Annotated in this window: 15 protein-coding genes; 8 read left to right on the forward strand and 7 right to left on the reverse strand. The window is 64.2% G+C overall.

Going from position 1 to position 11,150, the window contains the following annotated elements; all coding sequences use genetic code 11:
- The first annotated feature begins 212 nt into the window (after window positions 1-212).
- From UNPF46_RS18060 to UNPF46_RS18080, 5 genes are all read left to right on the forward strand, one after another.
- Window positions 213-1,010 (forward strand): alpha/beta hydrolase, encoded by a 798-nt coding sequence (locus UNPF46_RS18060; protein ID WP_142250895.1) that lies wholly within the window; start codon window positions 213-215, stop codon window positions 1,008-1,010.
- Between the two features lie 97 nt (window positions 1,011-1,107).
- The gene (locus UNPF46_RS18065; RefSeq protein ID WP_174719348.1) at window positions 1,108-2,442 is read left to right on the forward strand and encodes a sodium:proton antiporter; all 1,335 of its coding nucleotides are present in this window, start codon (window positions 1,108-1,110) and stop codon (window positions 2,440-2,442) included.
- Between the two features lie 49 nt (window positions 2,443-2,491).
- Window positions 2,492-3,589 (forward strand): calcium:cation antiporter, encoded by a 1,098-nt coding sequence (locus UNPF46_RS18070; RefSeq protein ID WP_100179439.1) that lies wholly within the window; start codon window positions 2,492-2,494, stop codon window positions 3,587-3,589.
- 60 nt (window positions 3,590-3,649) lie between these two features.
- Window positions 3,650-3,934: a cupin domain-containing protein gene (locus UNPF46_RS18075; RefSeq protein WP_100179440.1), complete on the forward strand. Its 285-nt coding sequence runs from the start codon at window positions 3,650-3,652 to the stop codon at window positions 3,932-3,934.
- A 94-nt stretch (window positions 3,935-4,028) separates the two neighbouring features.
- Window positions 4,029-4,943, forward strand: a complete 915-nt coding sequence (locus tag UNPF46_RS18080) for a hypothetical protein (protein ID WP_142250893.1) — start codon at window positions 4,029-4,031, stop codon at window positions 4,941-4,943.
- Window positions 4,944-4,969: 26 nt separating this feature from the next.
- On the opposite strand, the gene UNPF46_RS18085 is transcribed toward UNPF46_RS18080, so the two are convergent.
- Complete coding sequence (locus UNPF46_RS18085; protein ID WP_100179442.1) at window positions 4,970-5,620, reverse strand: tetratricopeptide repeat protein; 651 nt, start codon at window positions 5,618-5,620, stop codon at window positions 4,970-4,972.
- A gap of 125 nt (window positions 5,621-5,745) precedes the next feature.
- Entirely contained in the window at window positions 5,746-6,042 is a 297-nt protein-coding gene (gene rpsU / locus UNPF46_RS18090) for a 30S ribosomal protein S21 (protein ID WP_014492442.1), read from the reverse strand.
- 261 nt (window positions 6,043-6,303) lie between these two features.
- Between rpsU and aqpZ the strand changes: the two genes are divergently transcribed.
- Window positions 6,304-7,026, forward strand: coding sequence for an aquaporin Z (gene aqpZ / locus UNPF46_RS18095; RefSeq protein WP_094976898.1), 723 nt, complete (start codon window positions 6,304-6,306; stop codon window positions 7,024-7,026).
- 37 nt (window positions 7,027-7,063) lie between these two features.
- Here aqpZ and UNPF46_RS18100 read toward each other — a convergent pair whose 3' ends face one another.
- Entirely contained in the window at window positions 7,064-8,170 is a 1,107-nt protein-coding gene (locus UNPF46_RS18100; protein ID WP_100179443.1) for a 5-(carboxyamino)imidazole ribonucleotide synthase, read from the reverse strand.
- Window positions 8,167-8,655, reverse strand: coding sequence for a 5-(carboxyamino)imidazole ribonucleotide mutase (gene purE, locus UNPF46_RS18105; RefSeq protein ID WP_142250894.1), 489 nt, complete (start codon window positions 8,653-8,655; stop codon window positions 8,167-8,169). Before purE ends, UNPF46_RS18100 begins: the two co-directional genes overlap by 4 nt.
- Window positions 8,656-8,796: 141 nt before the next feature.
- On the opposite strand from purE, the gene UNPF46_RS18110 reads away from it, so the two are divergent.
- Window positions 8,797-9,510, forward strand: coding sequence for a GGDEF domain-containing protein (locus UNPF46_RS18110; RefSeq protein ID WP_174719127.1), 714 nt, complete (start codon window positions 8,797-8,799; stop codon window positions 9,508-9,510).
- 2 nt (window positions 9,511-9,512) lie between these two features.
- On the opposite strand, the gene UNPF46_RS18115 is transcribed toward UNPF46_RS18110, so the two are convergent.
- The 3 genes from UNPF46_RS18115 to UNPF46_RS18125 form a co-directional block, all read right to left on the reverse strand.
- Complete coding sequence (locus UNPF46_RS18115) at window positions 9,513-9,764, reverse strand: hypothetical protein (RefSeq protein ID WP_100179446.1); 252 nt, start codon at window positions 9,762-9,764, stop codon at window positions 9,513-9,515.
- Window positions 9,765-9,911: 147 nt separating this feature from the next.
- The gene (locus tag UNPF46_RS18120; protein ID WP_100179447.1) at window positions 9,912-10,130 is read right to left on the reverse strand and encodes a hypothetical protein; all 219 of its coding nucleotides are present in this window, start codon (window positions 10,128-10,130) and stop codon (window positions 9,912-9,914) included.
- Window positions 10,131-10,237: 107 nt separating this feature from the next.
- Window positions 10,238-10,444 carry a YdcH family protein gene (locus UNPF46_RS18125; protein ID WP_008546179.1) on the reverse strand — a complete coding sequence of 69 codons (207 nt, stop codon included), beginning with the start codon at window positions 10,442-10,444 and terminating at the stop codon, window positions 10,238-10,240.
- 329 nt (window positions 10,445-10,773) lie between these two features.
- Between UNPF46_RS18125 and UNPF46_RS18130 the strand changes: the two genes are divergently transcribed.
- Window positions 10,774-10,953 carry a YdcH family protein gene (locus tag UNPF46_RS18130; RefSeq protein WP_061880823.1) on the forward strand — a complete coding sequence of 60 codons (180 nt, stop codon included), beginning with the start codon at window positions 10,774-10,776 and terminating at the stop codon, window positions 10,951-10,953.
- The last annotated feature ends 197 nt before the right edge of the window (window positions 10,954-11,150 follow it).

The following is an 11,150-nucleotide window of genomic DNA, read 5'->3' on the forward strand; positions in this document are numbered from 1 at the left end:
GAGAGAATGGACCGTGGCCATCAACAAGGAATGGCACCGGTCGCATCGCATGCCGCCCAAAGCGACGCGCGAGCAGCGTGTCGCATGGCACGCCACCCATAAGGTGGCGTGCGGCTGTCGCGACGTTCCTGCGAGCCTCCGGCCCGACGTCATGAAATTGCTGCGGAGCCGTCGCAAGCCCTGAGCCTGCACCGGGGGCTGACCGCACAATGATCGCCATCGTCAAGTGGATCGCTATCCTGCTCGTGACCGTCTATTGCGCCGGTCTCGTCGTGCTCTACGTCCGGCAGCGCGAGATGCTGTTTCCGATTCCGCCCGTCGGTCGCACTGCACCGGATGCGGCGGGCCTCGCCGAGGCGGAAGAGCATGTTCTGACCAGCTCCGATGGCGAGAAGGTGATCGTCTGGCACGTGCCGGCGAGGCCGGGGCGCCCCGTGATCCTGTACTTTCCGGGCAATGGCGATTTTCTCGCCGGCGGCGTCAGCCGCTTCAAGGCGATGACGGCTGACGGTACCGGCCTCGTTGCGCTGTCCTATCGCGGCTATGCCGGCTCCAGCGGTTCGCCGAGCGAACAGGGCCTGCTGCGCGATGCCGCAGCCGCCTACGCCTTCACCACCGCCCGCTATGCGGCGGAACGGATCGTTGCCTGGGGCTTTTCGCTCGGGACGGGCGTGGCGGTTGCCGTCGCCTCGGAGCATCGCGTTGGCAGGCTGATCCTGGAGGCTCCCTATACGTCGACGGCCGACATTGCGGCTTCATCGTTCTGGTTCGTTCCGGTCCGCCTTCTGATGCGTGATCCGTTTCGTTCCGACCGGCGCATCGCGCGCGTCACTGTGCCGCTCCTCGTGATGCATGGCACCGATGATCTTGCCATTCCGATCGTGTTCGGAGAGCGTCTGTTCGCACTCGCCCATGATCCCAAGCGGTTCGTTCGCATGGCAGGCGGCGGGCACGACGATCTCGATCAATATGGCGCGATCGAAACAGCGAGAGATTTCATTGGCGGTTGACACTTTGTTCGCACGTTACGGTTCCGCGCTCGCGGTCTCCTGCCTGGTGCTGCTGCCGCAGAACGCCTTCGCCGCGACCGGGCTTGACGGCGCGGCGATGCGCTGGCCCTACGCGCTGCCTTTCACCGGTCTGTTGCTGTCGATCGCCCTCGGACCTCTGCTGTTTGCGAAATTCTGGCATCATCACTACGGCAAGATCGCCGCCGCCTGGTCGCTGCTGGCCCTTGCCTCGCTCGTCGTCTTCGCCGGCGGCATGTCGACGCTGGCGGCGCTCGTCCATGCCATGCTCGCCGAATATCTCGGCTTCATCGTGCTGTTGTTCTCGCTCTATGTCGTGGCCGGCGGCATTCTCATTACCGGCGACATCAGGGCCACGCCGGCGACCAATGCCGGCATCCTCGCCCTCGGCACGTTGGGGGCGAGCCTCGTCGGCACCACGGGTGCCGCGATGATCCTGATCCGTCCCTTGATCCGCGCCAACCGGCCGCGGCGCCACAACGCCCATGTCGTCGTCTTCTTCATCATCCTGGTCGCCAATGTCGGCGGCGCGTTGAGCCCGCTCGGCGATCCTCCCTTGTTCGTCGGCTTCCTGCACGGGGTCGATTTCTTCTGGACCACGCGGACCATCTGGCTGCAGACCGCCATCGTTGCCGGGCTGCTGCTCGCCATCTTCGTCGCCGTCGATATCTGGCGCTTCCGCAGCGAGCCGTCGCCGCCCGAGGTCGGCCCTTTGGAACCGGTGCGGATCCGCGGCCTCGTCAACCTGGTGCTGATCGCGGCCATCGTCGTGAGTCTGCTGGCGTCGGCGATGTGGAAGCCCGGCATTGCGTTCGACATTCTCGGCACCAAGTTGGAACTGGAGGACGTCGTCCGCAATGTGGTGCTGCTGGCCGTTGCGGCACTGTCGGTGTGGCTGACGCCGGACGAGCACAGGCAGGCCAACGGTTTCACCTGGGAGCCGATCCGCGAGGTCGCAAAGCTGTTCGCGGGCATCTTCGTCGCCATCATCCCGGTCATCGCCATGCTCAATGCCGGCCATCATGGCGCATTCGCCTGGCTGTTGTCGGCCGTGACGGGGCCGGACGGAGCGCCGCGCGAGGTCGCCTATTTCTGGTTTACCGGCCTGATGTCGGCATTCCTCGACAATGCGCCGACCTATCTCTTGTTCTTCCAGCTCGCCGGCGGCGATCCGCAGACGCTGATGCACGAGATGTCGGGCACGCTCGCGTCCATCTCCATGGGCGCGGTCTACATGGGGGCGCTCACCTATATCGGTAACGCGCCGAACTTCATGGTGAGCAGCATCGCCAGCGAGAACGGCATCGAGATGCCGAGCTTCTTCGGCTATCTCTTGCGCGCCGGTGCCGTGCTGATCCCGCTGTTCCTGCTGCTGACGTTCCTGCCGGTCGCCCCGATCCTGCGCTGGCATTGAATCTGCCGGCCGATTTGCTACTGCTCATTGAAGCAAATGGAAGCGGTGAATGAGCGCGCATAATCCGATGCCCCGGTCGGCCTGGCTCTTTCCGGGGCTGGCGGTGCTGATGTTCGCGGCCGTCAGCGCGACGGACTACGCGTTCACGCTTTCGCTGAGCGGGCTCGTTTTCGCGACCGTGCTGCTGGTGATCCTGTTCGGCACGGTATTCGCCGCGGTTCATCATGCCGAAGTGATCGCCGAACGGGTCGGCGAACCCTATGGCACGCTGGTGCTGACGCTTTCGGTGACCATCATCGAGGTGGCGCTGATCACCACGATCATGCTGGGCGACAAGCCGGCGCCGGAACTGGCGCGGGATACCGTGTTCGCCGTGGTCATGATCGTCTGCAACGGCCTCGTCGGGCTCTGCATCTTCATCGGCGGCCTGCGCTATCGCGAGCAGGGTTTTCAGCTCTCCGGCGCCAACGTCTATCTCAGCGTCCTGTTCGCGCTCGCGACCATCACCCTGATCATGCCGAATTACACCACCACGACGCCGGGACCGGTCTATTCCTCGGTTCAGCTCGGTTTCGTCGACGTCGTCACGCTCGCGCTGTACGGGGTATTCCTCTACACCCAGACCGTCCTGCACAAGGATTACTTCGTCCATGAGCGCCCCGGGGGGAGCGCCGGCGAGGCGTATCTGTCGGGCCGGATGCTCGCGCTCAGCGTCGTGCTGCTGCTGATTGCGCTGCTGGCGGTCGTGCTGCTCGCCAAGAAGTTCTCGCTGGTGGTCGATGCCGTCGCGGTCCGAATCGGTGCGCCGCCGGCCTTTGCCGGTCTCCTGGTCGCGCTCCTGATTCTGATGCCGGAAGGCGTCGCGGCGGTCGCGGCGGCCCGCAAGAACGATCTCCAGAAGAGCATCAACCTCGCGCTTGGCTCGTCCCTGGCGACGATCGGCTTGACCATCCCGGCGGTCGGCGTCGCCACCTACGCGCTCGACAAGGAGCTCAAGCTCGGCCTCAACGCCCAGGGCAGCGTGCTTTTGCTCCTGACCTTCCTTCTGAGCATGCTGACCTTCGGCACGGGCAGAACAAACGTCCTGTTCGGGCTGGTCCATATGGTGGTATTTGCCGTCTACGTTTTCATGGTTTTCGTGCCCTGAACCCAATTTGCGCTTCACGCGGCCCTTCGGGCCCGGATCGCGTCAGAAGGAGAGTTTCCGATGCTTGCCGCCAGATCCGAGGTCCAGGTCGACAACGAGCAGGTCCGGGTGACCGAATGGCGGCTCGCTCCCGGCAGCGCCACCGGCCATCACACCCACGGCATGGACTACGTGATTGTTCCCGTCGCCGCCGGAGAAATGACCATCGTGGCGCCCAACGGCGAGCGCTCCAAGGCGCAGCTCGCGGCCGGGAAATCCTACTTCCGCAAGGCCGGCGTCCAACACGACGTACTTAACGAAACCTCAACCGAGATCGTGTTCCTTGAGATCGAGCTAAAGCCGTAACTCCGGCCTTAAGACTTGCCATCGATCCGTCGCAGTTGATCCCTTACAATGCCCCAAAGTTCCCGCATCTGATCGCGCGGGGAGTGGCCGAGAAATGCTGAAATACCTCGCTAAAATCTCGATGGATATTTTCCCCTCGGTGCTCGCGACGATCATCGGGGCCTACATCGTTAACCACTACATCAACGCCAAGCCGGCGCCGGACACCCCTTCGGCCGTCGTTGCGCCTGCCGAGGCAGGCAAGGACGGCAAGCCGACGGACACCGCCAACCTTCCGACGCCCGGCGTCAAGGCCAAGGGCATCTCGGAGAAGAGCGTTTCCGACAAGGGCGTGACGGACAAGGCCGCTGCCGACAAGCCCGAGGCCAAGGCTGCGGAGGTAACGCCCGCCGAGAACGCCTCGCATGGCCGCTCCCCGGCGCGTGAGAAGGCCGCGGCGAAGTCGACCCCGGCAGCCACCGCTCCGGTGGTGGAGGCCAATTCCGCCCCGGCCGTGACGTCCCCGGCTGCGACCCCCGACGCCAACGATCTGGCACGTGCCGCCATCGAGCGTCTTCGCAAGTCGCCGGAAGGCAAAGCTGCTGAGAAGGCTGCCGAGGCCAAGGCTGCCGAGGCAAAGGCTGCCGAGATCAAGCCGGCCGAGCGGACCCCAGACCCCGCAGTGCGCGAAGCCACCCGCGTCCCCGAGGCTCCGCGCGTCATCACGACGGAGCCCGCGGCGATCCGCCCGCTGCCGCCGCCGATCACGGTATCCACGCCTTCGCCCGAGAGCTATGGCAATGGTGGTTCGTCGCCGCCCTATACGGCCTCGGTCGGCAACGACGATCCGAATCGGATGACGCCCCCGGCCGACATTCCCGTGCCGGTGATCGCGCCGCCGCTCGACCTGCGCGCCGACGCCGGTGGCTCCATGCCGCGGCCGAAGAAGACCAATGTCGCCGATGACGTGCTGTCGGGCATGAAGTCGATGTTCCACTCGGTTCTGCCGAAGGGCGCCACCCCCGATTAAGCCGGCGCCTGCGCTGGCCCGGACCGTCAGCCGCCGACGCGGGCGAGACCGCTGCGCGCGGCATCGTCGCGTGGACGCAGCGAGACGGCCCTGGTGTAGGACGCCGCCGCCTTGGCCTTGTCGCCCAGGCGTTCATAGGCCTGTCCGCGGGTGGTCCAGACCTGCGCGTTGTGCGGATCGGCCTCGGAGGCCTCATCCAGATCGGCTGCCGCTTCCTTGACCTTGCCGAGCGCGAGATAGCTGGTCGCGCGGCCAAGCAGCGGCTCGACCTTCTGGGGGGTGAGTCCGTTTGCGGTGCTGAAATCGGCGATCGCGAAGTCGTGCTGGTTCTTGCTCTGATAGATCAGCGCGCGGCCATAGAGCGCCTGGGCATTGTAGGGGTCGAGCCCGACGGCGCGATCGAACTCGTCGAGCGCCGCGGCGGTCTCGCCTGATTTTGCCAGGGATTGGGCCTTTGCGGTGTGGGCCTGAGCTTCGGTGACGTTGGCGGCACTCACCGCGCTCTCAGCGGGCGCCGCTGCCTTGGGGGCCTCCTGCGGCTTGTCCTTCTCCGGCGTCAGAGATCCCAGATCGAACGAGCAGCCGCACAGCGCCATCCCCATCAAAGCCAGCGCGAACGGCTGTTGCCAGATCCGGCGTTGCCGCACCAAGCCGCGCTCGGGAAAAGGGGAGGCCATTTACGGTTCGCTCGCGCTGGTGCCGCATCGGCAGTACCCCGTCCCAGAAAGGCACCGCTCACAAACAATAACGCGGGCCAGGGGCCCGCGTCATCGGAAACTGAAATCCTGCAAGATTGGAAAGATCAGCGCGGTCCGCGCGGACCAGCACCCGGGCCGCTGCGACCGCCGCGATCACCACCAGGACCGGCGCCGAACACCGGCTTCGGCTTCATCGGCAGCAGGCCTTCGCGCTGCAGCTTCTTGCGGGCCAGCTTGCGCGCGCGGCGCACGGCTTCGGCCTTTTCGCGGGCCTTCTTCTCGGAGGGCTTCTCATAATGGCCGCGGAGCTTCATCTCGCGGAAAATACCCTCGCGCTGCATCTTCTTCTTCAGCGCCTTGAGAGCTTGATCGACATTGTTATCGCGAACGAGAACCTGCACGCGGCATCCTCTTCAGTGGATCGGATTTGAATTCTGGTAAGACGAAGGGGATGGCGAAACGCGCAAGCCCTTAACCTTGAGGGCGCGGATGTATCAGACAAAACCAGCGATGTCCACCGGCCAGGCGGGGATTCGGGCCAAGTTCAGCCATTAAATGAGGCAAAATACCGCCGTGCGGCCCTGATTTGGGAGATTTGACGCCAAGGGTGGGGCCGTTTCCGGGGCTTTGTTCCGGAAATCTTTGAAAGCAGGGGACGACACATGGATATCAAGAAATACGCCGCTGAGGCCATCGGCACCTTCTGGCTCACATTCGCAGGCTGCGGCAGCGCGGTGATCGCGGCCGGCTTTCCCCAGGTCGGAATCGGCCTGGTCGGCGTTTCCCTCGCGTTCGGACTCAGCGTGGTCACCATGGCCTACGCGATCGGCCATATCTCGGGTTGCCATCTCAACCCGGCGGTGACCGTCGGTCTTGCCGCCGGCGGCCGTTTTCCCGCCGGGCAGATCCTGCCCTATGTGATCGCCCAGGTGGCTGGTGCGATCGTGGCGGCGTGGCTCCTCTACGTCATCGCGAGCGGGGCTCCCGGATTCGACGTCAGCAAGGGCTTCGCGTCCAACGGCTATGATGCGCATTCGCCCGGCCAGTACAGCATGATCGTGTGCTTCCTGACCGAAGTGGTGATGACCATGATGTTCCTGTTCATCATCATGGGCGCCACGCATGGCCGCGCGCCCGCGGGCTTCGCGCCGCTCGCGATCGGACTAGCGCTGGTGATGATCCATCTCGTCAGCATCCCCGTCACCAATACGTCGGTGAACCCGGCGCGCAGCACGGGCCCTGCGCTGTTCGTCGGTGGCTGGGCGACGGCGCAGCTCTGGCTGTTCTGGGTTGCACCGCTGATCGGCGGCGCGCTGGGCGGGGTGATCTATCGCTGGCTCAGCGAGGAGCCCGCTGGCGTCGTCGCAGGCGCGAAGACGGCGTAGTCCCAAAGCGGGATCGCAGCGATTGCTGCGGTCCCCGTTACTTGCCCGTGGTAGGAAGCACTTCGGTGACGTGGCCCATCTTGCGGCCCGGGCGCGGCGCGCCCTTGCCGTAGATGTGCACGGTCGCGCCCGGCACGCTCAGCCACTTCTCGTAATCGTTGATCTCGTCGCCGATCAGGTTGGTCATGGTGACGACCTCGCCGTGGCGGACGGGCTTGCCGAGCGGCCAGCCGGCGATCGCGCGGATGTGCTGCTCGAATTGCGAGACGGACGCGCCGTCGAGCGTCCAGTGCCCGGAATTGTGCACGCGCGGGGCGATCTCGTTGACCAGCACCTTCGGACCGGTGCCGTTTGCGAGCACGAACATCTCGACGGCGAGCACGCCGACATAGTCGAGCGCGCTTGCGATCTTGCCGGCGATGCTGCGCGCCTCCTCGGCGAGTGCGTCCGGGATCGGGGCCGGCGCGCGGGATATCTTCAGGATGTGGTCGCGGTGCTCGTTCTCGGTGACGTCGAAACACTCGACCTGGCCTGTGATCGAGCGTGCGGCGATCACGGAGATCTCGCGCTCGAACGGCACGAAGGCCTCCAGGATCGCCGATTTTGTCGCGAGGCTGGTCCACACTTTGGTGATGTCGTCGCCCTCGCGGATGATGGCCTGGCCCTTGCCGTCATAGCCGAAGCGGCGGGTCTTCAGCACGGCCGGCAGCCCGATCCGCACGATCGCCTCGCGCAATGAAGCCACCGAGGTGACGTCGGCATAGGCGGCGGTGCCGATGCCGAGGCGCGTGACGAAATCCTTCTCGGCGAGGCGGTCCTGGGTGGTCTCGAGGATCTTGCGATTGGGCAGCACCGGGCGGCGCGCGTCCAGCACCATTGCGGCGGCCGACGGGACGTTCTCGAATTCGTAGGTGATGACGTCGACGTCGCCCGCGAACAGCTCGAGCGCTTCGACATCGGCATATTCGGCGCAGGTCGCGTTCAAGACGACGTCGAAGGCCGGCGAGTCGGGATCGGGCGAGAATATCTGGCAGCGAAGGCCGAGCCGCGCCGCGGCCATCGCCAGCATCCGCCCCAATTGTCCGCCGCCAAGGATTCCGATGGTGTCGCCGGGCTTCAGCTTTACCTGCTTTGCGTCGCTCACGCCTTGTCCTCCGGACGCTCGGCAATGGCCTCGGTCTGCGCTTTGCGCCAGGCGGCGAGGCGATCGGACAAGGCCGGATCGGACAATGCCAGGACGGACGCTGCCAGCAGCGCGGCGTTGGTCGCGCCGGCCTTGCCGATGGCGAGGGTGCCGACCGGGATGCCTGCGGGCATCTGGACGATCGAATAGAGCGAATCGAGGCCCTTGAGCGTCTTGGATTCGACGGGAACGCCGAACACCGGCAGCTCGGTCAGCGCGGCCGTCATGCCGGGCAGATGTGCAGCGCCTCCAGCGCCGGCAATGATGACCTTATAGCCAGCAGCCTTGGCGCCCTTGGCGAAAGCAAACAGCCGGTCGGGGGTGCGGTGGGCCGAAACGATGCGGGTGTCGGCGGCAACGCCGAGCGCGGCAAGGGTGTCGGCGGCGTGCCGCATCGTGTCCCAGTCCGACTGGCTTCCCATGATAATGGCGATCGGCGCGGTCATGACGTCAATTGTGCCCGAAAAACAGAAAGATAGGCCAGATTAACGGTTCCGGCCGGCGGCGCGCAAGGCGATGGCAAGGAGAAGGGAATCCACTATCCTGTCTTGGTGAATCCCCGCAAGCCTTCATTGAGCAGGATGCCCATGAAGAAACCAAAAAGGGCGAGCGCTGCGAAGGCCAAAAAGGGCCGGAAGACCAGTGCGGGCCGATCCAAAGCCGCCCCCGGGCGTCCGGCGAAGGCGCCGCGGCGGGCTGTATCGGGCGACGATGGAGCCAGGGAAACTGCCAGGGCGACGATCCGTGACTTGCGGGCCAAGCTCAAGGAGACGCAGCGCCGGGTCGTGGAACTGGAAGCTGCGGCCGACACCGATTTCCTGCTGGAGATTCCCAACCGGCGCGGCTTCGAGCGTGAGCTCGCGCGCGCCATCGCCTACATGAAGCGCTACCGCGCCAGTGGGGCGCTGATCGTGCTCGACGTCGATAGGTTGAAGCCGATCAACGATTCATTCGGTCATGGCGCCGGCGACGAGGTGCTCAAGGCGATTGCCGCCACGCTGACGCGGCAGGTCCGTGCCTCCGACGTCGTCGGGCGTCTTGGCGGCGACGAGTTTGCGTTGCTGCTGTGGAATCTCAGCGAGACCGACGCCAAGGCGAAGGCGGCCATCTTCGAGCAGGCGATCGACGAATTGTCTTTCACCTTTCGCGGCCAGCATGTGACTGCGGGCGCCTCCGCCGGTGTCGCGCTGCTGGGAGCGCAATCCGACGCAGGCCGCGCCCTGGAGGAGGCGGATGCCGCCATGTATGTGCGCAAGGCGCACCGGCGGCACGAACCGCGCATCAGGCTGGTCAGCAATTGACTCTATAGTGTGGCGAGATCTTCCGGCACGTTGCCGAATTTGCGCAGCAACGTGGCGTCGCCGAACTCGCCGGTCATGGGATCGCCGCTGCGGCTGAACGCGACCGCACCGATGTGGCCCGCGCCGCGCGACAAGGCCTCGGCGCGCCGTAACGCGGCCGACGAACTCTGGCATTCTTCTGCGGCGCCGGCGACGGGCGAGCCGTCGGCATCGATCAAGAAGGGCATTGCAACGTAGTAGGTCACGTCCGACATGGCGTTGCTCCGATCGGAGCATGATCCGGACCCGAAGGACCGCGTCAGCACAAAGTGTGAAGCGGTTTTCCTCGCGACAAACGCAGAATGCGTTTGCGCGGAGATCATGCTCAAAGACAGATGCGCGATCTCATTGCGCCGTAGAATTCAGGCGGCGCTGCTCTTGCTCCGCATCTTGCTGCGCGACGTCTCCGGAATGCAGCCGGCGGAAATCGCCGCCTGCAATTCCTCGAGTTCGGCTTCCAGATATTCGTTGGCCATGATCAGCGCCTTGATGGTGCTGCGCAGATTGCCGTCGCACATCGCGATGGCCTGGTCGCAGGCCTGTTCATAGTGGCTGTTGTCGAGAAGGGCGGGCGTCGACATCTGCGTGTCCTCGGGCGGTTCCTGGGGTGATGGAATGTTCCTATTTTGTTCTTTTCGAGTCAAGCGGATTCAATGCGAGCACTGTCTCGCCGCGAGTGGTCTGTGGATCAGGCGATGATGTCGGGCGTGATCTGGTCTTCGATGAACGCGATGCGGTCGCGCAACAACAGCTTGCGCTTCTTCAACCGCTGCAGCCGCAACAGGTCGGGGGCGGGCGATTGATGCAGTGCATCGATCGCCGCATCGAGATCTCGGTGTTCCTGCTGCAACCGGGTGAGCTCGGCTTCGAGCTCACGCTCGTCTTCATTGGTCATGTCTGCGGTGGCCGAAAACCGATAGGCGTGAGACTAAGGCTGTGGATGCCCTGTGGAAATTATCGTCCTTGCGCGGCGTGATCGCAAGCGATCTGCAAGCCCCGCTCGCCAATCTCCCGCAACATATTTCTGCGCGGCGCCGAGGTACCGCGCAAGCGCATTGATATCATGGATTTTTCCGGCGTGGTTCCTTTACTCACGCTTCGTTACATATGAATTTTCAAAAATGACGCTGCGACGACGGATACCCATCGACAGAACGAATCGGTGATGTAGACTTCCTTGTCCGGATCGAATCCTGAGGTTCAACCCTACCGAGGAGGTTTCGAATGACAATTCAGGCACATCTCGTTGAATTGGAACGGAAGCACAAACTTCTGGAAAACGAATTGCACGAAGCTCTCGTGCACCTTTCAACAGACGACCTGCAAATTGTTGAGTTGAAGCGCCGGAAGTTGATGGTCAAGGACCAGATCGAGCGTCTGAAGCACGGCGACACGCTCCACTAGTAACCCCCGTAACAGCGTAGAGTTGATCGTACCCTTGCACGCAGGGATGGGAGCCTTTGCGCTCATCCCTGCTGCAAGGTGCGCACCGCGCAGAGATGTTTGCGCGGCGCTTAGAGCATTTTCGGTTCTGATTGAATCAGAACCGAAGCTCTAGATTCTTGTTTTGACGCGTTTTCTTCACGCGAACCGGTGTCCAC

The sequence above is a fragment of the Bradyrhizobium sp. UNPF46 genome, from assembly GCF_006658625.1.
Taxonomy (GTDB): domain Bacteria; phylum Pseudomonadota; class Alphaproteobacteria; order Rhizobiales; family Xanthobacteraceae; genus Bradyrhizobium; species Bradyrhizobium nitroreducens.